This window comes from Streptomyces sp. NPDC101776 (assembly GCF_044766845.1).
Lineage (GTDB): Bacteria > Actinomycetota > Actinomycetes > Streptomycetales > Streptomycetaceae > Streptomyces.
In genome coordinates this window covers 558,959-580,970 of sequence record NZ_JBIWMV010000001.1, presented here as the reverse complement: position 1 = coordinate 580,970, position 22,012 = coordinate 558,959, and the positions used below count along the sequence as shown (strand labels likewise).

The 22,012-nt window shown below is 71.3% G+C and carries 19 protein-coding genes and 1 pseudogene; 13 read left to right on the top strand and 7 right to left on the bottom strand.

What is annotated here, in order from left to right; translation table 11 throughout:
- Window positions 1–10: 10 nt before the first annotated feature.
- Complete coding sequence (locus ACIRRY_RS02510; RefSeq protein ID WP_403967026.1) at window positions 11–475, bottom strand: MarR family winged helix-turn-helix transcriptional regulator; 465 nt, start codon at window positions 473–475, stop codon at window positions 11–13.
- Between the two features lie 221 nt (window positions 476–696).
- Between ACIRRY_RS02510 and ACIRRY_RS02505 the strand changes: the two genes are divergently transcribed.
- The 7 genes from ACIRRY_RS02505 to pcaD are packed head-to-tail and all read left to right on the top strand — an operon-like array spanning window position 697 to window position 7,145.
- On the top strand, window positions 697–1,458 hold the full coding sequence (locus ACIRRY_RS02505; protein ID WP_403967023.1) for a CoA transferase subunit A: 762 nt from the start codon (window positions 697–699) through the stop codon (window positions 1,456–1,458).
- Window positions 1,458–2,102: a CoA transferase subunit B gene (locus ACIRRY_RS02500; protein ID WP_403967020.1), complete on the top strand. Its 645-nt coding sequence runs from the start codon at window positions 1,458–1,460 to the stop codon at window positions 2,100–2,102. Before ACIRRY_RS02505 ends, ACIRRY_RS02500 begins: the two co-directional genes overlap by 1 nt.
- Entirely contained in the window at window positions 2,099–3,301 is a 1,203-nt protein-coding gene (locus ACIRRY_RS02495; protein ID WP_403967017.1) for a thiolase family protein, read from the top strand. The genes ACIRRY_RS02500 and ACIRRY_RS02495 overlap by 4 nt, the downstream gene beginning before the upstream one ends.
- 9 nt (window positions 3,302–3,310) lie before the next feature.
- Window positions 3,311–4,084 (top strand): protocatechuate 3,4-dioxygenase subunit beta, encoded by a 774-nt coding sequence (gene pcaH / locus ACIRRY_RS02490; protein WP_403967015.1) that lies wholly within the window; start codon window positions 3,311–3,313, stop codon window positions 4,082–4,084.
- A 6-nt stretch (window positions 4,085–4,090) separates the two neighbouring features.
- Complete coding sequence (gene pcaG / locus ACIRRY_RS02485) at window positions 4,091–4,696, top strand: protocatechuate 3,4-dioxygenase subunit alpha (RefSeq protein WP_403967012.1); 606 nt, start codon at window positions 4,091–4,093, stop codon at window positions 4,694–4,696.
- Window positions 4,693–6,027: a 3-carboxy-cis,cis-muconate cycloisomerase gene (gene pcaB / locus ACIRRY_RS02480; protein ID WP_403967009.1), complete on the top strand. Its 1,335-nt coding sequence runs from the start codon at window positions 4,693–4,695 to the stop codon at window positions 6,025–6,027. The genes pcaG and pcaB overlap by 4 nt, the downstream gene beginning before the upstream one ends.
- Window positions 6,024–7,145, top strand: coding sequence for a 3-oxoadipate enol-lactonase (pcaD, locus tag ACIRRY_RS02475; protein WP_403967006.1), 1,122 nt, complete (start codon window positions 6,024–6,026; stop codon window positions 7,143–7,145). Before pcaB ends, pcaD begins: the two co-directional genes overlap by 4 nt.
- A 243-nt stretch (window positions 7,146–7,388) precedes the next feature.
- Here pcaD and ACIRRY_RS02470 read toward each other — a convergent pair whose 3' ends face one another.
- A complete protein-coding gene (locus ACIRRY_RS02470; RefSeq protein WP_403967003.1) occupies window positions 7,389–10,073 on the bottom strand; it encodes an ATP-binding protein in 2,685 nt (894 codons plus the stop codon).
- 157 nt (window positions 10,074–10,230) lie between these two features.
- Between ACIRRY_RS02470 and ACIRRY_RS02465 the strand changes: the two genes are divergently transcribed.
- The 3 genes from ACIRRY_RS02465 (at window position 10,231) to ACIRRY_RS02455 (ending at window position 14,057) form a co-directional block, all read left to right on the top strand.
- Window positions 10,231–11,619: an MFS transporter gene (locus tag ACIRRY_RS02465; RefSeq protein ID WP_403967000.1), complete on the top strand. Its 1,389-nt coding sequence runs from the start codon at window positions 10,231–10,233 to the stop codon at window positions 11,617–11,619.
- Window positions 11,540–12,694 carry an anhydro-N-acetylmuramic acid kinase gene (locus ACIRRY_RS02460; protein ID WP_403966997.1) on the top strand — a complete coding sequence of 385 codons (1,155 nt, stop codon included), beginning with the start codon at window positions 11,540–11,542 and terminating at the stop codon, window positions 12,692–12,694. The genes ACIRRY_RS02465 and ACIRRY_RS02460 overlap by 80 nt, the downstream gene beginning before the upstream one ends.
- Window positions 12,695–13,019: 325 nt before the next feature.
- Entirely contained in the window at window positions 13,020–14,057 is a 1,038-nt protein-coding gene (locus ACIRRY_RS02455; protein ID WP_403966994.1) for a DUF2510 domain-containing protein, read from the top strand.
- Window positions 14,058–14,202: 145 nt separating this feature from the next.
- Here ACIRRY_RS02455 and ACIRRY_RS02450 read toward each other — a convergent pair whose 3' ends face one another.
- Window positions 14,203–14,817 carry a TetR/AcrR family transcriptional regulator gene (locus ACIRRY_RS02450; protein ID WP_327399906.1) on the bottom strand — a complete coding sequence of 205 codons (615 nt, stop codon included), beginning with the start codon at window positions 14,815–14,817 and terminating at the stop codon, window positions 14,203–14,205.
- Between the two features lie 224 nt (window positions 14,818–15,041).
- On the opposite strand from ACIRRY_RS02450, the gene ACIRRY_RS02445 reads away from it, so the two are divergent.
- Together ACIRRY_RS02445 and ACIRRY_RS02440 are read left to right on the top strand one after the other, a co-directional pair.
- Window positions 15,042–15,839, top strand: a complete 798-nt coding sequence (locus ACIRRY_RS02445; RefSeq protein WP_403966991.1) for a phosphatase PAP2 family protein — start codon at window positions 15,042–15,044, stop codon at window positions 15,837–15,839.
- Complete coding sequence (locus ACIRRY_RS02440) at window positions 15,836–16,801, top strand: hypothetical protein (RefSeq protein ID WP_403966988.1); 966 nt, start codon at window positions 15,836–15,838, stop codon at window positions 16,799–16,801. Before ACIRRY_RS02445 ends, ACIRRY_RS02440 begins: the two co-directional genes overlap by 4 nt.
- A gap of 9 nt (window positions 16,802–16,810) precedes the next feature.
- Here ACIRRY_RS02440 and ACIRRY_RS02435 read toward each other — a convergent pair whose 3' ends face one another.
- From ACIRRY_RS02435 to ACIRRY_RS02420, 4 genes and pseudogenes are all read right to left on the bottom strand, one after another.
- A complete protein-coding gene (locus ACIRRY_RS02435; protein ID WP_403966986.1) occupies window positions 16,811–17,650 on the bottom strand; it encodes a phospholipid scramblase-related protein in 840 nt (279 codons plus the stop codon).
- A gap of 52 nt (window positions 17,651–17,702) precedes the next feature.
- Window positions 17,703–19,757 carry a phosphocholine-specific phospholipase C gene (locus ACIRRY_RS02430; RefSeq protein WP_403966983.1) on the bottom strand — a complete coding sequence of 685 codons (2,055 nt, stop codon included), beginning with the start codon at window positions 19,755–19,757 and terminating at the stop codon, window positions 17,703–17,705.
- Window positions 19,758–19,901: 144 nt separating this feature from the next.
- A pseudogene (locus ACIRRY_RS02425) lies at window positions 19,902–20,360 on the bottom strand (ABC transporter permease); the annotation flags it as partial.
- 242 nt (window positions 20,361–20,602) lie between these two features.
- Window positions 20,603–21,187, bottom strand: coding sequence for a hypothetical protein (locus ACIRRY_RS02420; RefSeq protein WP_403966980.1), 585 nt, complete (start codon window positions 21,185–21,187; stop codon window positions 20,603–20,605).
- Window positions 21,188–21,278: 91 nt separating this feature from the next.
- Here ACIRRY_RS02420 and ACIRRY_RS02415 point away from each other — a divergent pair, with 91 nt between their 5' ends.
- Window positions 21,279–21,980 carry a response regulator transcription factor gene (locus ACIRRY_RS02415; RefSeq protein WP_403966976.1) on the top strand — a complete coding sequence of 234 codons (702 nt, stop codon included), beginning with the start codon at window positions 21,279–21,281 and terminating at the stop codon, window positions 21,978–21,980.
- Window positions 21,981–22,012: the final 32 nt, after the last annotated feature.

Sequence of the window (22,012 nt, the reverse complement as noted above, 5' to 3'; positions counted from 1 at the left end):
CCGACTCCGGCTAACGCTGGGCGGCGAGAGACTCCCCCGGATTGCGCAGCCCCTCCGCCGCGTCCGCGACCCGTTGGATGAGGTCGAAGAAGACGGTCTGCTCCTCGGTGGAGAGCGGGGCGAGGAAGAGCTGGTTCATCCGGGCCGTGCGCACGATCAGCTTGCGGTGGACGCGCGTGCCGTCGTCGGTGAGGCGGAGCAGGAAACGGCGGCCGTCCTGCGGATCGCGCACCTTGTCGAGCAGCCCGCGCCTGATCAGCCGGCTGATCACCTCGGCGATGGTCGACCGGTCCAGGCCCACCCGCTCCCCCGCCGTGCGCTGATCGAGCCCGGGCTCGTCGACGAGCGCGTTGAGCACCGCGAACTGTGGCGAGGTGATCTCCTCGGAGACCATCGTGTTCCACAGCAGATAGTGCGCCTGCTGCAGTCGCCGGGCGAGGTGCCCGGGGTGGGTGGTGAGGTCCACCGCGACCATGTGCCCTCCCGAAGTCATATCCATCCGTGTACTGAACGATACCGGGATGCTCCACGGAGGAGTCCAGCCCTGCGCAGGGATCTGAACTGGCGCTTCTCCCGGACCTTGACGGGAAGCCCCCGCAGTGGCAGCGTGAAGGAAACTTCACCGAAATGCTCAGTGCCCTGACCAATTGCCGGCCACGTGCCGACCGGGCGCTCGAACGGGACGGAGCTTCACGGATGGACAAGGTGGTCGCCACGGCGGACGAGGCCGTGGCCGATGTGCCGGACGGAGCGACGCTCGCGGTCGGCGGCTTCGGACTGAGCGGTGTACCCAACGTACTCATCCAGGCCCTCTACGAGCGCGGTGTCGGCGCGCTGGGCGTGGTCTCCAACAACTGCGGGGCGATGGAGTCCGGCCTCGCCGTCCTCCTCTCCGCCGGGCGCATCGCCCGGGTGACCGGCTCCTACATCGGCGCCAACAAGGAGTTCGCCCGCCAGTACCTCGCCGGGGAACTGGAGGTCGAGATGATCCCCCAGGGCACCCTCGCCGAACGCCTGCGCGCCGGTGGGGCGGGCATCCCCGCCTTCTACACCCCGGCCGGGGTCGGCACCCAGGTCGCCGAGGGCGGACTGCCCTGGCGCTACGACGGCTCGGGCGGCGTCACGCTCGCCTCGCCGCCGAAGGAGGTGCGGGAGTTCGACGGCACCGAGTACGTCCTGGAGCGCGGCATCCGCACCGACTTCGCCCTGGTCCGCGCCGCGAAGGGCGACCGGCACGGCAATCTCGTCTTCAACAGGTCCACCCGGAACTTCAACCCGCTCGCGGCGATGGCCGGCAAGGTCACGATCGCCGAGGTCGAGGAGCTGGTCGAGCCCGGCGAGATCGACCCGGACGCGGTGCACCTGCCCGGGATCTTCGTGCAGCGGGTGGTGGCCCTCACCCCCGAGCAGGCCGCCGACAAGCGGATCGAGCAGCGAACGGTGACGGTGAGCGGCTGATGGCCTGGACACGTGAGGAGATGGCCGCCCGGGCCGCGCGCGAACTTCAGGACGGGCAGTACGTCAATCTCGGCATCGGTCTGCCGACCCTGATCCCCAACTACCTCCCGCCGGGCGTCGAGGTGATCCTCGAATCCGAGAACGGCATCCTGGGCACCGGTCCGTACCCGACCGAGGACCAGGTCGACCCGGATCTGATCAACGCCGGCAAGGAGACCGTGACGGTCCTGCCGGGGGCGTCCTTCTTCGACTCCGCGCTCTCCTTCGGGATGATCCGGGGCGGTCACATCGATGTCGCCGTGCTGGGCGCGATGCAGGTGTCGGCCGGGGGCGATCTGGCGAACTGGGCGATCCCCGGCAAGATGATCACCGGGATCGGCGGGGCGATGGACCTCGTGCACGGCGCCCGGACGGTCATCGTGGTCATGACCCACACCGCCAAGGACGGTTCGCCGAAGATCCTCACGGAGTGCGCGCTGCCGCTCACAGGCAGAGCATGTGTGAACCGAGTCATCACCGATCTCGGCGTGATCGACGTGTCACCCGAAGGTCTGGTGTTGACCGAGACCGCACCCGGTGTGGGAGTCGAGGAGATCGTCGCCAAGACCGACGTGAAACTCATCATCACGGAAGGCCTGCTGTGAACCCGGTTTACATCGTCGACGCCGTCCGCACCCCCATCGGCAGGTACAGCGGAGGGCTCGCGTCCGTCCGCCCCGACGACCTCGCCGCGCACGCGATCCGTGAACTCCTCGCCCGCACCCCGGACCTGGACCCCGCCCGCATCGAGGACGTCTACCTCGGCAACGCCAACGGCGCCGGAGAGGAGAACCGCAACGTCGGCCGTATGGCCGCCCTCCTCGCCGGCCTGCCCACCTCCGTGCCGGGCGTGACCGTGAACCGGCTGTGCGCGTCCGGCCTCGAAGCGGTCATCCAGGCGGCCCGCGCCATCGCGGCCGGGGACGCCTCCATCGCCGTGGCGGGCGGTGTGGAGTCGATGACCCGCGCACCGTACGTCCTGCCCAAGTCGGACCGGCCCTTCCCGGCCGGGCACACCGAGCTGTACTCGACCACCCTCGGCTGGCGCATGACCAACCCGGCCATGAACCCGGAGTGGACCATCCCGCTCGGCGAGAGCGCGGAGTTGATCGCCGACAAGCACAAGATCAGCCGCGAGCAGCAGGACGAGTTCGCACTCGCCAGCCACCACAAGGCGGCCGAGGCGCAGGCCGCCGGGCTCTTCGACGGGGAGATCGCGCCCGTGCCGATCCCCCAGCGCAAGGGCGACCCGATCGCCCTCGCCGCCGACGAGTCCGTACGACCGGACGCGTCCCTCGCCGCGATGGCCAAGCTGAAGCCGTCCTTCCGCACGGAGAACGGCACGGTGACGGCGGGCAACGCCTCACCGCTCAACGACGGTGCCGCAGCCCTCCTCCTGGTCGACGAGGAAGGGCTCAAGGCCACCGGCCGCCAGCCGCTCGCCCGTATCTCCGCCACCGGCGTGAACGCGCTCGATCCGCAGTACTTCGGACTCGCCCCCGTCGAAGCGGTGAACCGCGCACTCACCAAGGCGGGCAAGGTATTTGACGACCTGTCGGTCCTCGAACTGAACGAGGCCTTCGCCGCCCAGGTGCTCGGATGCGTCGCCGAATGGCCCGAGTTCGACCCGGCGATCCTCAACCCCCGGGGCGGAGCCATCGCCCTCGGTCACCCGCTCGGCGCCTCCGGTGCCCGGCTCGCCGGTACCGTCGCCCACCAACTCGCCCGCAAGGGAACAGGAGTTGGTGTCGCGACCCTCTGCATCGGCGTGGGCCAGGGCCTCGCCCTCGTCCTCGAACGGTAGGAACCCCCCATGACGCTCACCCAGCACGACATCGACCTCGAAATAGCGGCCGAGCACGCGACGTACGAGAAGCGGGTCGCCGACGGCGCGCCGGTCGAGCACCACCCGCGCCGCGACTACGCCCCCTACCGCTCCTCTCTCCTGCGTCACCCGAAACAGCCGCCGGTCACCATCGACGTCGCCAAGGACCCGGAGCTGGTGGAGCTTGCCTCCCCCGCTTTCGGCGAGCGGGACATCACGGAGATCGACAACGACCTCACCCGGCAGCACAACGGCGAGCCGATCGGTGAGCGGATCACCGTCTCCGGGCGGCTGTTGGACCGCGACGGGCGGCCGGTCCGGGGTCAGTTGGTGGAGATCTGGCAGGCGAACTCGGCCGGCCGTTACGCGCACCAGCGCGAGCAGCACGACGCCCCGCTGGACCCCAACTTCACCGGTGTGGGGCGCACGTTGACCGACGACGAGGGCAACTACCGCTTCACGACGGTCCAGCCGGGCCCCTACCCCTGGCGCAACCACGTCAACGCCTGGCGCCCGGCACACATCCACTTCTCGATGTTCGGCACGGCGTTCACCCAACGGCTCGTGACGCAGATGTACTTCCCCAGCGACCCGCTCTTCCCCTACGACCCGATCATCCAGTCGGTGACGGACGACGCGGCCCGGCAGCGCCTCGTCGCGACCTACGACCACAGCCTGTCGGTACCCGAGTTCTCGATGGGCTACCACTGGGACATCGTGCTCGACGGCCCGCACGCCACCTGGATCGAAGAAGGACGCTGACCCGCCATGACGAAGATCGACACGAGCCGTCCGGAGTCCGTACTGCCGACCCCGTCACACACGGTCGGGCCCTTCTACGGCTACGCGCTGCCGTTCCCCGGCGGCGGCGACATCGCACCGGTCGGGCACCCGGACACGATCACCGTCCAGGGGTACGTGTACGACGGCGAGGGCAATCCGCTGCCGGACGCCTTCGTCGAGCTGTGGGGTGCGGACCCCGACGGCAATCTGTCCACGACGGACGGTTCGATCCGGCGCGACCCGGCGAGCGGCGGCTATCTCGGCCGCAACGGCGTGGAGTTCACCGGCTGGGGCCGCATCCAGACCGACGCCAACGGCCACTGGTACGCACGGACACTGCGACCGGGCGCGCGCGGGCTCAGCGCCCCGTACCTGAGCGCGTGCGTGTTCGCGCGCGGGCTGCTGGTGCACCTCTTCACCCGGATCTACCTCCCGGGCGACGAGGCCGCGCTCGCCGCCGACCCGCTGCTGTCCGGGCTGGACCCGGCGCGGCGCGACACGCTGATCGCGCAGGACGACGGCAGGGGCACCTACCGTTTCGACATCCGCCTTCAGGGCGAAGGCGAAACGGTCTTCCTGGAGTTCCAGTGACTTCTTCCGACCCGTCGGACACCGGCCTGCTCGCCCCCGGGTGGGCCGGTTCCCCCGCCGCCTCCACGACGGGCGACACCGCGTATCTACGGGCGCTGCTCGACGCGGAGGCCGCCCTCACCCGCGCCCAGGCCGCCCTGGGTCTCGCGCCCGCCGAGGCGGCGACAGCGGTGACGGTCGCGGCGGACATGGACCGCTTCGACGTACGGTCCCTCGCGGAACGCGCGCGCGGCGGCGGGAATCCGGTGATCCCGCTGGTCGCGGATCTGACGAAGGCGGTCGGCGGTGAGTACGGCCCGTACGTCCACCGGGGCGCGACCAGCCAGGACATCATGGACACGGCGACGATGCTGGTCGCCGCCCGCACCCTGGATCTGGTCCTGGCCGACCTCACGCGTACGGAGCTCGCGCTGACCCGGCTGGCCACCGCCCACCGCGACACCGCGATGCCGGGCCGGACGCTCACCCAGCACGCCGTACCGACGACCTTCGGGCTGAAGGCGGCCGGGTGGCGGTCGCTGGTGCTCGACGCGCGGGACCGGGTGCGGGTAGTGCGGAGTGCACTGCCGGTCCAACTCGGGGGCGCGGCGGGCACGTTGGCCGCCTTCACCGCGTACGGCGCCTCGGATCCGCTCGCACTGCCGGACGCGTACGCCCGTGAACTCGGCCTGACGGCACCGCTGTTGCCCTGGCACACACTCCGGACGCCGATCGCCGATCTCGCCGGGTGCCTGGCCTTCGCGGCGGGGGCGCTGGGCAAGGTCGCCGCCGATGTGCTCGTGCTGGGCAGGACGGAGATCGCCGAGGTCTCGGAGGGCAGCGGCGGGGGTTCCTCGGCCATGCCGCACAAGGCGAATCCCGTACGGTCCACGCTGATCGCCGCCGCAGCGCGACGGACACCGCAGCTCGCGGCCGTCCTCTACGGCTCGCTGGTCGCCGAGGACGAGCGGCCGGCCGGGGCGTGGCACGCCGAGTGGGAACCGTTGCGCGAGTTGCTGCGGCTGGTCGGCGGTGCGGCGCGCGATGCCGCAGAACTGACCGAGGGACTGCGGGTGCACCCGGAGGTGATGCGTGAACACCTCGACCTCACCCACGGGTTGATCGTCTCCGAGCGGCTGTCCGCCGAGCTGGCGCCGCTGCTCGGGCGGAGCCGGGCGAAGGAGCTGCTCACAGAGGTCGCGCGGCGTGCCTATGCCGAAGGCCGCCCGCTGGCCGAACTGCTCGCTGGGGAGCCGGAGTTGAAGGACCTTGACCTCTCCGCACCGACCGACCCCGCCCGTTACACGGGTTCCGCCGGAGCCCTCACCGACCGCGCGTTGGAGCGACGTTGACCGAGAAGCTGCTCAACTTCCGTGCCGAGGGGCCCGATTCCGCTCCCCCGCTGCTGCTCGGGCCCTCGCTGGGCACGTCGTACGCCCTGTGGGACAAGGTCGCGCCCGAACTGTCCGTCACCCACCGGGTGATCCGCTGGGACCTGCCCGGGCACGGCGGTTCGGCGCCCGAGCTGATCGGTCCCGAGGCCACCGTCGCGGACCTCGCGAATCTGGTGCTCGCGCTCGCCGACTCGCTCGGGATCGAGCAATTCGTCTACGCGGGTGTTTCGTTGGGGGGTGCGGTCGGTCTGCATCTCGCGGTGCATCACCCCGAGCGGGTCGCGTCGCTCGCCGTCATCTGTTCCTCGGCGCACTTCAACGGGGCCAAGCCGTGGGAGGAACGGGCCGCGCGGGTGCGGAGCGAGGGGGTGGGGTGGCTGGTGGAGAGCGCCGACTCCCGTTGGTTCACACCCGGGTTCACCGTGCCGGAGCTGGTGGCCGACCAGGGTGCCGCCGACCCGGCCGCGTATGCCGCGTGCTGTGACGCGCTGGCCGCGTACGACCTGCGGTCGCGGCTCTCCGAGATCCGCGCGCGGACGCTGGTGATCGCCGGGCGCGAGGATCCGGCGACCCCGCCCGCGCATCTGCGGGAGATCGCCGACGCGGTGGCGGGCTCGGCCCTCGTCGAGATTCCGGGGGCCTCGCATCTGGCGCCTGCGCAGTGTCCTTCGGCCGTTCTCGGCGCGCTGCGTGCGCATCTTGGTGGGGGTGCGCGGCTTGGGATGGCGGTGCGGCGGGAGGTACTCGGTGACGCCCACGTGGACCTTGCGCAGGCTCGGCAGACTGCGTTCACCGCGCGCTTCCAGGACTTCATCTCCCGGTACGCGTGGGGGGAGATCTGGACCGACCCCACGTTGTCGCGGCGCGAGCGGAGCATGGTCACGTTGACGGCGTTGGTGGCGGGTGGGCATTCCGACGAACTGGCGATGCATGTGCGGGCGGCTCGGCGCAATGGGCTCACTGCGGAGGAGATCGGGGCGGTGTTGATGCAGAGCGCTGTGTATTGCGGGGTGCCTGCGGCGAACTCGGCGTTCGCCGTGGCTCAGCGGGTGTTGTTGGCGGAAGACGGCGACTAGTGGGGTGGGGGTGGCCTTGTGTGTCGGCTGCGGCTGCGTCGTGGCTGGTCGCGCAGTTCCCCGCGCCCCTAAAAAAGCAGGCCGGCCCTAGTCTTGGGGGCGCGAGGAACTACGCCCCCGTCAAAAGCGCAGGCCAGCCCAAGTTCTTAGAGGCGCGGCCTCAAAAACGCAGGCCGGCCCAGGCTTTCAGGGGCGCGGGGAACTGCGCGACCAGCCCCCACCGGGCCGCGGCCGAAGAACAACTCAACGCAACCCCCTCCCCGTCTCCAACACGTCCCGCGCCTGGGTCACCAACCCGTCCGCCCCGCACGAACGCGCCAGCGTCAAACCCCTGTTGATCTCCGAGACCGACCGCGCGGCGATCCCGTACTCGACCCGCGCCGCCGCATGCTCGTACTGACAGGGCGAGGACTCCAAGTACGCGACAGCCTGCGCAGCAAGCCGTACCGCACGCTGCCCCGTCTCCAGCGCGGCCGCACAGCGGAGGGCCTCCCCGATCGCCGTGTCCGTGCCGAAGTGTTCGGCCTGGCGGCGCGCGTCCGTGGCGAGTTGGGCCGCCCGGGTCGGATCCTCGACGGCGAGCGCGCGGGCGAGGTCCACGGCCCAGGGCACCAGGACCGGGTTGTGATGGCCGCGTACGGTCGCCGCCTTCGCGGCCTGTTCGAGTTCGTTGATGCCGTCCTTCGTGCGGCCGACGGCGAGCAGGAGCCGGCCGCGCACACAGCGCGGGTCGGGCAGCACGATGGTGGACGGGTACGGCGGGACGAAGCCGTACTGTTCCGCGGTCTCCCAGGCCTCCTCGACATGGCCGCGAGCGAGCAGCGTGTCGACCAGGTTGCAGGTCGCCGACCAGTACAGCGGCAGTCCGCGGCCGACGCGCTCGGCGAAGTGCAGGGAATCGCGCAGCGAGATCTCGGCCTCGCGGAGACGCCCGCGCCGACGGTGCCCGAGGCCGACGTAGGCATGCGCCAGGGAGAGATGGCCGCCGCTCCAGCCCGCGCTCACATAGGCGCGCAGGGCTTCGTTGTACAGGCTCTCCGCGCGGTCCAGGCGGTCCGTGTAGGCATACGCGCTGGCCAGCATCATGAGGATCTCCAGGCCCCACTCGGTGTCGGTCCAGCCGAGTCCGGGGGCGAGCCGCCCGTTGACGAGGGCGCGGTCGCAGACCTCGACGACCTCCTCGGCGTTCTCCCCGTGGGTCATGGCGTCGAAGCCGCGCAGGATCAGCAGGGCCCGCTCGGAGTTGTCCCGGCCGGTGCAGGTGCCGGCGAGTGCGGCGAGCCGCTCGGAGCGTCCCGGGGAGGTGCCCTCGCCCGCGTGGATGCCCTCCCACATGAACTGCACGGCCTGGAGCCGCATCCGGGCGGCGCCCGGTTCGTACCGGGCGGCCTCCGCCTCGACGGTGCGGACGGCCTCCTCCAGTTGGTCGTTGTGGGTCAGCGCCTGGGACAGCCGGAAAACGGCGTCCACGCGTGCGTGGCCGTCGAGTCCGGGCATGCCGAGGGCTGTCTGGAGGTGGCCGATGGTGGTGGCGGGCGCGGTGAGGAGGGTGGCGCAGCCCAGTTCGTAGAGCACGTGCGCGTGGGTCTCGGTGAGCGGTGGCTCCAGGAGGGCGCGCTCCAGACAGCGGCGGGCGGCGTCGGGGGCGCCGATGGAGAGGTGTTCGCGGGCCGCCTCGCGGAGTTGCTCGACGAGTTCCTGGTCGTCGTCCGGGTGCACCTTGAGGAGGTGCCGTGAGGCGGCGGCCGCGCCGAGCCCGTTGTCGGTGACGACCTGGGCGGCGATGCCGTGCATGGCCGTGCGCACACCGCCCGGGATGGAGTCGTAGACATCGCTGGCGATCAGCGGGTGGACGAACTCCAGCTCGCCCGCGCCGGCCTGGGAGGCGGCGGGGTCGGGCGCGGTGAGGATGCGGTCGGCGCGCAGCAACTCGGCGCAGCGGACCGCCTCTTCGCGGCTCATGGTGGCGAGCTTGGCGACCAGGTCCACGGAGATGCCGGTGCCGAGGATGGCGGCGGCCCAGGCGAACCGGGTGGCCTCGAAGCCCAGGTCGTCCAGGCGGGCGAGCAGTCCGCCGCCGCGCGCGGAGCGGTTGAGCTCGCGCAGTTCGGCGGCCGATTCCTCGACGGGGGCGAGGCCGCTGTCCTTGACCTTGGCGAGGAGTTCGACGGTCTCGTACGGGTTGCCGTCGGTGACCGCCCACACCTCGCGGCAGAACGCGCCGTCGGCGTGCGGGCCGAGGGTGGCGCGGGTGAGCCCCGCGGTGGCCTGCGGGGTGAGGGAATCCAGGACCGTGGGCGGCGGGCCCGCGGCGGCGGCGATGGCGTCCAGGTAGCGGGCGCTCTCGCCGCTGACCTCGCCGGGCCTGCGGGCGACCACGACCAGGACGGACAGGTCGTCGAGGCGTTCGGCGAACGCGGCGAGCCAGCGCAGGGTCTCCTGGTCGGCCCAGTGGGCGTCGTCGATCAGCAGGACCAGCGGCCAGTCGCGTTTGGCGAGGCGGCGCACCGCGGCGACCAGTCCGTCGCACACGCCCTGCGGGTCGGCCTGCCGTTCGCCGGGTTCGGTGACGCCGAGGGCGGGGCCCGCGATGTCGTACCAGTCGCCGAGGTACTCGCGGATCTCCTCGGGCATCAGCGAGAGGAGGGCGGGCTGCAGCAACTGCCGTACGACGTTGAAGGGGACGGACTTGAGCGTCTCGCCGCCGCGCGCGTGCCAGACCGTGCAGTTGCGGGCCTCGGCGATACGGCGGGTCTCGGCCAGCAGCGCGGTCTTGCCGAATCCGGCCTCGGCCCGGACCATCAGCAGGCTGCCCGAGGACGACTCGTCGGCGCGCAGCGCGTCGATCGCCTCCGCGATGCCCTCGACCGCCTTCTCGCGCTCCCACAGAGAGGCCGATCCGGCTCCCGGAGGCCGTTCCTCCGTCATCCCGATACCTCCCCAGTAGCCCGAACGACGTACAGCCCTTGAGCGTAGCCGTCCGGATGCCGAAGTGGAGGCCGGTCCGGGCAGCTGTTGCCGCAACGGGTGACGGCGGTCCTTCCGCCGGACTCACGCAGGTGACGAACGGTCAAGAGGCGCTGAAATGAAGGTGTTTTCCGATCAATCCCGACCCGTCCCGAACAGGCCTGCGGTACGGGCACTGGTCGCCGGGTCGGTGGGCAATTTCATCGAGTGGTACGAGTTCGGTGTCTACGGCTACTTCTCGACGGTGATCGCGGCGGAGTTCTTCACCCCGGAGGGCACCGGCGCGGCCGAGGGGCTGGTGCGGACGTACGCCTCGTTCGCGCTGGCGTTCTTCTTCCGGCCGGTCGGCGCCGCCGTGTTCGGCCGGCTCGGCGACCGGGTGGGACGGCGGCCGGTGCTGATCCTGGTGATCGCGCTGATGACCGGTGCGACGACGCTGATCGGTGTGCTGCCGACGTATGCGACGGTCGGCGCCCTCGCGCCCTGGCTGCTCACGTTTCTGAGGGTCCTTCAGGGACTGTCGGCGGGTGGGGAGTTCGGTGGTGCGGTGGCGCTGCTGACGGAGTTCGCGCCACCGGGACGGCGTGGGCTGTACGGGGCGTGGCAGTCGTTCACCGTGGCGCTGGGGCTGTTGGGCGGGGCGGGGGTCGCGGCGCTGCTCGCGACCGTGCTCGACGCCGGTCAACTGGCGCACTGGGGCTGGCGGTCGGCGTTCCTGCTGACGCTGCCGATGGGGCTCGGCGCGCTGTGGCTCCGGCTGCGGCTGGAGGAGACACCGTCGTTCCGGAGCGGGACGGTGAGCGGGTCGGTGAGCGGGTCGGTACGGGAGGTGCCGCCCGCGCGGGAGGTCCGGGCGGCGATCGTGCTGGGCGTCGGGCGGGTGATGGGGTGGTCGGCGGCCGGTTACACCTTCCTGGTGGTGCTGCCGTCGTATCTGCGGGGCACGCTCGACGCCAGCTTCCAACAGGCGCTCCTGGCCACGGTGTTGGCCAACATCGGGTTCGCGGTCACCATCCTTCCGGCGGGGCTGCTGAGCGACCGGGTGGGGCGCCGACCGGTGATGCTGACGGGCGCGGTGCTGGTCGTGGCCCTGTCCGTGCCCTTGCTCAACCTCCTTCAGGACGACGGGACTTCGAACGCGGTGAAGGGTGCGTGGGTGTTCGGGGCGGGTGCCGTGGTGGGGCTGATGGCGGGGCCCGGCCCGGCGATGCTCGCGGAGATGTTCCCGACGAGCGTCCGCTACACCGGTCTGGGACTCGCCTACGCCCTGTCCAATGCCGTGTTCTCGGGGTGTGCCGGGCTCATCATCACCGAGAGCGTCGGGCGGACCGGGAACGTGGACGTTCCGGCGTACTACGCGGCGACGGCCTGCGCGGTGAGCGCGCTCGCGCTCGTCAAGAACCGGACGGGAAAGGTGAGTTGGTCGGATGCTGGTGATCGGGCTGATGTCCGGGACGTCGTACGACGCGATCGACGCGGCGGCGGCCGGGCTGAGCCTCGTCGGTGACAGTGTCGTACTGGAACCGCTCGGGATGGTGAGCACGCCGTACGACGAGGAGGTGCGGGAGGCGCTCGCGGCGGCGCTGCCGCCGGCCGCCACCACGCTGGCCGAGGTGTGCCGGCTGGACACCCGGATCGGGCAGGCCTTCGCCGCGGCGGCCGTCCGGGCGAACGGTGAACTGTGCGACGGGCGGGCTCAGTTGGTGGCCTCGCACGGGCAGACGGTCTATCACTGGGTGGCGGGCGGCGCGGTGCACGGCACGCTGCAACTGGGGCAGCCGGCCTGGATCGCGGAGGCGACCGGGCTGCCGGTGGTCGCCGACTTCCGGCCGCGCGACATCGCCGCCGGGGGACAGGGCGCGCCGCTCGTCAGCCTGGTCGACCTGCTGTGGCTGCGCGGCCGGCCGGGCACACCGGTCGCGCTCAACCTCGGCGGGATCGCCAACCTCACCGCCCCCGACGGCACGGCCTTCGACACCGGACCGGCGTGCGCGCTGATCGACGCGGCGGCGCGGGGCTTCAGCGGCGGGCGGCTCGGCCACGACGCGGAGGGCGCCCTCGCGGCCCGCGGATCCGTCCACGAGCCTTTGCTGGAACGGCTGTTGAGCGAGCCGTACTACGCGCTGCCCGCGCCGAAGACGACCGGCAAGGAACTGTTCCACCTCGGCTACCTCCAGGACGCGCTGGCGGGCCTCGGCACCCTCCCCGCCGAGGACGTCATCGCGACCCTCACCCTGCTCACGGCCCGCACGGTCGCGAACGCGGTCCGGCCGCTGGCCCCCACGGAGGTCGTCGCCTCTGGCGGCGGCACCCGCAACCCGACCCTGATGACCCTGCTCGCCACGGAGCTCCCGGGCGTCCCCCTCCGCACCTCCGACGACCTGGGCCTCCCGTCCCCCGCGAAGGAGGCCTACGCCTTCGCCGTCCTCGGCTTCCTCACGGCCCACGGCCTCCCGGGCACCGTCCCGACGAGCACCGGCGCCCGGCATCCGAGCGTCCTCGGCTCGGTGACACCGGGGCGGCGGGGGTTCGGGTTGCCCGCGACGGTGGAACGGGGGCCGGTGCGGCTGGTGTTGGGGTGATGAACTGGGAGAAGTGACACCGCTGCGGCCGGAGTCGGCGTGACGGGTGGGGAGAAGTGGCACCGCTGCGGCTGATGTCAGGGTGACGGGTGGGGTGAAGTGGGACCGGTGCGGCTGATGTCGGGGGGTCGGAGAGCGGCCCGCCGCCCCGCCGGAATCCGCCCGCCACTCCCTCGGCACCCCACCCGTACCCGGTCAGAGCCCGGTCAGAGGCCTGCCGCCACCCACCCGCACGACCCCGCCGCCGCCCCCGCTCCGCCGCGTCCCCCCGCTTCGGGCCGGATCCTCTCATCCCGCTTTCACCGACGCCTCATACGGTAGGGGCATGACGCAGGTGACTCCCCCCGGGTGGTACCCCGATCCCGGGCAGACGAATGACGGTCCCGCCGCCGAGCGCTGGTGGGACGGCAAGGCATGGACGGACCGGACCCGGCCCGCGGGGTCGGGGGCCGATTGGGGTCCCCCGACGGAGCCGCCGTACGGCGGGGCGTATCCGGCGTATCCCGCCGTGCCCCCTGCCGCGCCGCGCCGCAATCTGCGCACCGGCATAGCCGTGGCGGTGGCCGTGGCGGTGCTCACCGCGATCGGTGTCGGTGCGTACGCGCTGTCCGGCGACGGCAGCGGGAACGGCACCCAGGCCGGCAACCAGCAGGCGCCGAACGGCCAGGGCGGCGTCGGCGGCCAGGGCGGCCCCGAGGGACAGGGCGGCACGGGCGGTTCCGGTGGTACCGGCGGCCAGAACGATCCCTTCGGCGGGTCAGGGGGATCCGGGGGATCCGGCGGCACGGGCGGTGCGACGCCCGCACCCAGCGAGTCCGCGCAGCCGAAGGTCGCGGCCGGCGGAGCCGTGACCGACTCCCTGGACGGCATCAGCCTTCCCGTGCCGTCCGACTGGTACGGCCAGGTCATCCAGATCGGCGCGCAGGTCACGTCGAACACCTCGTACAAGTGCCCCGGCAACACCTCGCAGACCTGCACCAACGGCGGCGCGTACTCCGCGCCCGCGGTGGTGCTGGGCACGAAGGGCAGCACGGCCGAGGCGGTCGCGAAGGCGGACATCGCCGCCAACGCCAAGGAGTCCTACGGCGGTACGTCCTACGGCAGCATCACCTCGCACGAGGTGCTCGCCTCCAAGGCCGTGACCGTGGCCGGGCAGAAGGGCTACCTGGTCCGCTGGAAGGCGGTCACCAGCAAGGGCGCCGACGGCTATGTCGAGTCGCTCGCGTTCCCCTCGCCCGCCAGCAGCGGCCAGATCGTCGTGGTCCGCTTCGGTGTCGACGTCGGCCAGAAGCAGTCCGTCATCGACGAGATCACCTCGGGCATCAAGGTGTCCACGGGCAGCGGCGACGGCCAGAAGATCTGATCCCGCCCCGCACACCGGTCGGCCGGGTGGGGCGCCTCTCCGCTCAAGAGGAACCCCACCCGGCCGGGGGGTGCGCGCCGCCCCCGTCCCCACGGTGCGGCGCGATCAGGTCACCGTCCGGTCATCCCATGGACGGCGGCCTGGTCTAGGTGAGACCGAGTGCCGGCAGCACCGCGGCCTCCACGAATCGGACGAGGTAGTCGGGGTCGGCGTAACAGCCCTCCAGGACGGGACGGGCCCGCAGGACGCCGAAGATCTGGGCCGGGACGTACGGCAGCGCCGGATGGTCGGCCGGGATCTCGCCGCGTTCCACGCCACGGCGCAGGATGTCCTCCAGCGCGGCGATCTCGGGGTGGACGAGCGCCTCACGGACCGCCTGGGCGAGTTCGCTGTCCTGGATGACGGCGTGACCGAGCGCCGAGACGAGTTTCGTGTCCTTCGCCGACCAGGCGCCCGCCGCCCGCGCGGCCTGGCGCAGATCCTCCGCGAGGGATCCCGTGTCGATGCCGGTGAAGTGCACCCGGCGGTTGGCGCGCAGCGCGGCGGCGACGAACTGGGGCTTGGTCCCCCACTGCCGGTACAGCGTGGACTTGCTGCACCGCGTGCTGCTGGCGACGCCCTCCATGCTGACGGAGTCGTAGCCGCATTCTCTGATCTGTTCGAGCACGGCGTCGAAGAACTCCCGCTCACGCTCGGGCGTGATCTTGGAGCGGCGCGAGGCGGCGACCGTGTCCGGTGCGTCCTCAGCCTGCGACGTCATGGCTCTTCTCCTCGCTCGGCCCGCGGACTCGGGGTCCGCTCAAGAGTGTGTCTCGTTTCGCTATCGATACGCCAGTGTACCGGTACATCGCCGTATCGGTACACTCTCGTATCGGTACACTGGCGTATCGGAACGAACTCGTACCGATGAGTTCGGTCCGCCGGGAGGGTCACAAGCCCTGCCAGCACCACCACACGCACCACCGTCAGCGAAGGGGCCGGGGGATGAATGCCCGCACCGAGCCTGCAGAGCCGGAGACCAGCGCGATAGCGCGGCCTCCGCTCGTCCGTGAGCTCCTGCTCGTCGCAGGACTCTTCCTCGTCTACAAGTTCGGCCGCCAACTGGCGACGGGCCATACCGGTGAGGCCCTGCACAACGCCCGCCACGTATGGGACCTGGAACGGACCCTGCGTCTCCCGAACGAGGGCTCGGTGCAGTCGGTGCTGCTGCACAGCGACACCCTCGTGCACCTCGCGAACACCTTCTACGCGACCGTCCACTTCCCGGCCACGGTCGCCTTCCTGGTCTGGCTGTACCTGCGGCGCCCCGCGCACTACGTCTGGGCCCGCCGGGTCCTGGCCACGGTCACCTCGGCCGCCCTCGTCCTGCCCTTCGTGTTCCCGCTCGCGCCCCCGCGCATGCTGGCCGCGACGGGCTTGGTCGACACCGCCAAGGTCTACGGCCCCTCCGTGTACGGCCCGCCGACCAGCGACCACCTCTCGAACCAGTTCGCGGCGATGCCCTCGCTGCACTTCGGCTGGGCGCTGATGGTGGCGGTCGGCCTGATCGTCGCGACCCGCTCGCGCTGGCGCTGGCTGTGGCTGCTGCACCCGCTGGTCACCCTGATGGTGATCGTGGGCACGGCGAACCACTACTGGCTCGACGCGATCGTGGCCGCCGCCATGCTCGGCGTCGCCCTCGCGCTGATCCACCCGCCGCACCGCACGGCGACCACGGCAGGCCGCGGTCAGCCGGAGCTCGCCCCCGAGAAGCAGCCGGTTCTCGTCGGAGCGGGCCGATGAACGCCACGCTCGTCGCCGTCGTCCTGTCCCTCTTCTCCTCCGTCGCCTACGCGGCCGCCGCCGTGGCCCAGGAGCGGCTCGCCTCCCGCAACTCCGACGCGGGCACGCTGCGGCTGCTCGCCACCGGCGCCTGGTGGGGGACGGTCGTGCTGAACGCGGGCGCCGCGCTGCTGCACGTCGTGGCCCTCAAGTACGGCCCCCTGACCGTCGTCCAGCCGCTGGGCGCGCTGACCCTCGTCGCCGCCGTCCCGATGGGCGCGCGGGTGGCCGGGCGGCGGGTCAGCACCACCGAATGGCGGGGCACCGCGCTCACCCTGCTCGGCCTGTCGGCCCTGCTGGTCACGGCGTCCGGGCCCCAGCCCGACCAAGTACTCACCGTTCCGCAGGCGTTGGCGGTCGCGGGCGCGACGTCCGCGCTGATCGGACTCCTGGCCCGACGCGGCGCGAAGCCGGGTCTGCGGCACGCCTCGGCGTCCGGTGTCGCCTCGGGTGTCGCCTCCGCGCTCACGCAGACCGTGACGGTCGCGGCGACGGACCGCTCGGGCCCGCTGCTGAGCATGCAGGTGGTCGGAGTCGCCCTGCTGGTCGCGGTGTTCGCGGCGGGCGGGCTGCTGCTCTCGCAGACCGCCTACCGGGGCGGCCTCGGCGCCCCGCTCGCGGTGGTGACCCTGGCGAACCCGGTGGCCGCCGCCGCGATCGGCCTCGCGCTGCTGGGCGAACGCCTCCAGGGCGGCGCGGCCGGGATCCTCCTCGCGCTGACAGGGGCCGGCATCGCGTCATGGGGCGTGGTCCTGCTGACCCGGGTGGTCCCCGCGGCACCCCTGCCGCACGAGTACGGCGACCACGATCACCCTGTGGCCGCCGTGCTGGCGCTGGAGCCCGAATCGGCCTCCCCGGAACCGGCGTTGATGCCCCGGCAGCCGAACCGACGGTCCGAGCCGGGGCATCTCACCGCACGGTGACCGGGGTGGTCAGCCGAGGCCGCGCGAGTCCTGCTTGAGCGCGGTGTCGACGGTCAGCGCCGTCGCCACCACCAGGCTCAGCAGCGGCTCGGGCAGCTGGTAGTGGATCTGCAGGACGTAGTTGTCCGCGGTGGTGAACATCGTCTTGGCGAGGCCTTCCCAGGTCTTGGTGATCCGGGCGACCTCGTTGTCCGCGTGGTCGACGATCGCGAAGTTCCACGCCCGCCAGTTCTCCGCCTTGATCGCGCCTATCTGCCGGCCGTCCGCGAAGATCCCGAAGTTGATCTTCCCGATCATGTTCTGCTGCACGATCTCGCCCACCGGCGAACCGTCCGGGCGGGACACGAGCACCTTGGACTTCATGATCTTCGCGGGCCGGGTCAGCACCAACTGCGGCTGCCCGTAGGCGTCCCGGATCTCCAGCCGGTGAGTCATGAACTGGTCGAGGCTGGAGACGAAGCGCAGCGCCTTCTTCAGCGCGCTCTGGCCGATCTCGGTGACCGAGCCGATCAGATTGCCGTTCTGGTCCATGACCTTGTACTCGTTGGTCAGCTCGATCAGCTTGGCCTTCTGGTTCACCACCAGGACCGGCTCGCTGAACAGGCTGCCGCCACCGGGGCCGCCGCCCGCGACCCCGGCCTGCTGCTGCACCTGCTGCTGGACCCGCGGGTCCGGACCGGCCGCCTGCTGCGGCACGGCCTGCGGCGGCTGCTGCGACTTGGCGCCCTGCGCCTGCTGGTCCGCGTTGGTGTGGTCGGTCCACTTCGCGCCGTCCCAGTACCGGAGGGTCTGGGGCGCTCCGTGCGGATCCGGGTACCAGCCTGCAGGTGTGTTCGAATGCGTGGTCACCGGGGCACACTACCGCGAGTGCCCCGGAAAACAACCGGCTTCACGAAGCCCCTCAGACGGTGACGATCGCCGGGTCGCTGACCCCCGGCCGGCCGTTCTCGACATGTCCGGCGAATCGCCGCAGGAAGCCCGCGCCGCCGTCGGAGGTGACCGTCAGGTCGTACCAGCGCTCGCTCGCGCCCAGGTCGAAGGTGTGCCGTACGGTGGCGCCCGCCCGCACCTTGATCGTCTGAGTACGCCCGCCGTAGCCGTTGGCGACCTTCAACTGCGCTGTCCCGGAGCCCTTGTTGGTGAAGATCAGCTCGATGTCGTCGCCGCAGGTGCGGGCGGTGACCTCGGGTCCGGCACTCCTGCCGGGGCCCTTGAAGACGCGCAGGAAGCCGTTCGGGCCGTGCACGGTCAGGTCGTACGAGCCGTTCGAGTACGCCGAGTTCCAGGCGTCGGAGACGGACTTGCCGGCCTCGGTGGTGTAACTCCAGGGCCCGTCCGTGCGGTTGGCAGAGGTGACCAGGAAGTTGGCGCCGGCCTTCGCGCCGGAGGCGAAGGTCAGCGTGAACTTCCCGGCCGCCGTGTCGGCCGAACCGTCCACCGTCGCCGCGTACTTGAGCGGCCGGGCCGGGCGCAGTCCGCGCTCCTGCTTGGGCAGCGCCGGGTTGGCGGGCGGGGTCGGCACGTAGTCGGGGTGGCGGTTCTTGTCCGGCGGCCGGTAGCCGTCGGTGTCCGGCAGCGGGACCTTCTTGACGTCCTTGTGGGAGAAGTCGAAGGCGGTGGTCAGGTCCCCGCAGATCGCACGCCGCCACGGCGAGATGTTGGGCTCGTGGACACCGAAGCGGCGCTCCATGAACCGGATGACCGAGGTGTGGTCGAAGGTCTCCGAGCAGACGTAACCGCCCTTGCTCCAGGGCGAGACGACGATCATCGGCACCCGCTGGCCGAGGCCGTAGGGACCGGCCGGGTGGCTCGCGTCGCCCTTGAAGAGGTCGGGGCCGACGTCGACGGTCGACTTGCCCTGCGCGGCCGAGCCCGGCGCGAACGGCGGCACCAGGTGGTCGAAGAAGCCGTCGTTCTCGTCGTACGTGATGAACAGGGCCGTCTTCGCCCAGACCTTGGGGTCGGAGGTGAGCGCGTCCAGGACCTGGGCGACGTACCAAGCACCGTAGTTCGCGGGCCAGTTGGGGTGCTCGGTGAAGGCCTCGGGGGCGACGATCCAGGAGATCTTCGGCAGCGTGCCGCCCTTGACGTCGGCCTTCAGCCGGTCGAAGAAGCCCTCGCCCTTGGTGGCGTCGGTGCCGGTGCGGGCCTTGTCGTAGAGCGGGTCGCCGGGCTGGGCGTTCTGGAACTGCTTGAAGTAGAGCAGCGAGTTGTCGCCGTAGTTGCCGCGGTAGGCGTCCGTGATCCAGCCCCAGCCGCCGGCCGCGTCGAGGCCGTCGCCGACGTCCTGGTAGATCTTCCAGGAGACCCCGGCCTTCTCGAGGCGCTCGGGGTACGTCGTCCAGCTGTAGCCGGCCTCGTCGTTGCCGAGGACGGGGCCGCCCCCGGTGCCGTCGTTGCCGGTGTAACCCGTCCACAGGTAGTAGCGGTTGGGGTCCGTGGAGCCGATGAACGAACAGTGGTAGGCGTCGCAGATGGTGAAGGAGTCGGCGAGCGCGTAGTGGAACGGGATGTCCTCACGGTTCAGGTACGCCATCGTCGTGGAGCCCTTGGACGGCACCCATTTGTCGTACTTGCCGCCGTCGAACGCGGCGTGCCCGTCGTTCCAGCCGTGCGGGAGGTCCTGGATGAACTGGAGGCCCAGGTCGTCGGCCTCGGGGCGGAACGGCAGGATGTCCTTGGTGCCGTCCGACTGGTACCAGACCGGTTTACCGTCCTGCCGGGTCACGACCGGGCGGGGGTCGCCGAAGCCCCGGACACCTCTGAGCGAACCGAAGTAGTGGTCGAAGGACCGGTTCTCCTGCATCAGGACGACGATGTGCTCGACGTCCTCGATGCTCCCCGAGCTGTGGTTCGCGGGGAGCGCGGCGGCCCGCTCGATGCTGCTCGACAGTGCCGTGAACGCCGTGGTGGCACCGGCGAGTTGGAGAAATCGACGCCGATTGACTTCGGACATGGGTGAGGCACCTCTCATCCTGACGCGCGGCCGGCCGGAACATGGCGAAATGCGCGCGGTGCGAGTGTTCCAAGTGCAACAAACGTCAGGGAAGGGTCCGGTGGCGCCCATGTGAAACTCGCCCGTACGTGCGGGGGCGGACCGTCACGTGCTCGCCAGGGCCTCCGTCGGGGTGAGCCGGGAGGCCCGCACGGAGGGGTGGACACCGGCGGCCATGCCGATGAGGACGGCGCCGGCGAAACCGCCCGCCACCGCCGGGAGCGGGATCACCGGGGGCCAGCCCTGACAGCCGGCGTAGCCCACGGTCGCCAGGATGCCGAGGGCCGCGCCGGCGAGGCCGCCGAGGCAGGACAGGGCCACGGACTCGGTGAGGAACTGGCCGCGGATCCGGCCCCTGTTGGCGCCCAGCGCGCGGCGCGGGCCGATCTCCTTACGGCGTTCGAGGACCGAGATGACCATGGTGTTGGCCACGCCGATCCCGCCCACCGGCAGGGCCACCCCGGCGAGGCCGAGGAAGAGCGCGGAGAACGTCGTCTCGGTGGCGCGCTTGGCGGCGAGGGCGTCGGAGGGGCGGCCGACCTGCACCACGCCGGGGGTTCGGGGTAGAGGTGCCGCCTTGCTGTAGCCCAGAGTGCCGCTCAGCGTCCGGGAGTTGGACAGGTCGGTCCTGGTCACCGTGGCGGTGCCGACCCGCGCGGAGGCGGTGGCCGTCGTGTCCGGTTTCGCGTTCCCGTCCTGCCATACGGTGCCGCCGAGCGCGGTCGCCGTGACGCCGGCCAGCGCTGCGGCCCCGATCTTCAGGCGGCGTTTCCCGTTACGGGGACGGGTGTCGTCATCGGTCGTGGTCACTGCTTGTACGCCTTCAACTGGCAGTCGTGGTCGAGCCGGTCCTGCTGGGGTTGGGTCAGGGCGGACTCGCCGTCGTAGTTCCAGCCGGAGCCGTCGGCCAGGCCCTTGACCTTGAGGCCTCCGTCGTTGAGGCACCTGATGTACGTGCGGAAGTCGTCCAGGTAGTGCGGGTTCTTCGCCGGGTCCAACTCCGGTGGCTGGAGCGGCTTCTTCCCGAGACACGCCTTGTCGGCGGCGGCGTTCTCGGTGGCGCTACCCCCGGGGAACCACTGCTTCGAACCCGACTTGTATCCGCCCGGGACACCGTGATCGCGCAGACAGTCGAGATAGCTGCCCGTGAGCCGGGTCTGCTCCGCCTCCGAGGTGTCCAGCCTCAACTGGGGACGGCCCGCGTCGGAGTCGACACCCTGCGACGGCGCCCCGCTCGCACTCGGTCTGCCGATCGACGCGACACCCTTGTCGTCGGACCCGGTGTTCCCGTGACCGCCCGAGCCGCCGCACGCGGCGAGGAGGAGGAAAGCCAGTGCCGCGCCGAGGCCGGTGAGGGCTACGGACCGCCTTCGACGACTGAGTTTCGACATGGCGGCACCGTGTCCGGAGGATATGAAGATCCTGTCAGGCCACCGTCAGACTCCTGTCTGGTGTCCCGGCGGCGACCTTAGGGTGAGCCGCGTGAACGCATATGTCCTGGTGGCCGAGGACGACGTCAAACAGGCCGAGGTGATCCGCCGCTATCTGGAACGCGAGGGCCACTCCTCCCTGGTCGTCCACGACGGGCGCGCGGCCATCGACGAGGTACGGCGGCGGCGGCCGGATCTGCTCGTCCTCGACGTCATGATGCCCTTGGTCGACGGGCTGGACGTATGCCGTGTGCTGCGCCGGGAGTGCGAGGTGCCCGTGCTGATGCTGACCGCGCGCAGCACGGAGGAGGACCTCCTGCTCGGCCTCGATCTGGGCGCCGACGACTACATGACGAAGCCTTACAGCCCACGGGAGTTGATGGCCCGCATCCGCACCCTGCTGCGGCGCGCCCGTGGCGCCACGGCGGCGCCGGACGATCCCGTGCTGCGGATCGGCGCGCTCGCCATCGACCCGGTCCGCCGTACCGTCGGGCTCGACGGACGCCAAGTGGTGTGCACGCCAGGCGAGTTCGAGATCCTCGCGGCGATGGCCGCCGAACCGGAACGGGTCTTCACCCGTCGCCAACTGCTCGCCCTGACACGGGAGTTCGACCGCTACATCACCGAGCGCACGATCGACGTCCATGTCCTCAACCTGCGCAAGAAGATAGAGGCCGTGCCTCGCCAACCGGCCTATCTGCAAACGGTGTACGGCGTCGGCTACAAGCTCGTGGACGGCACCCGTGCGCGGTGACACGGAGACCGGCGGCGAGGGGCGGCCCAGAA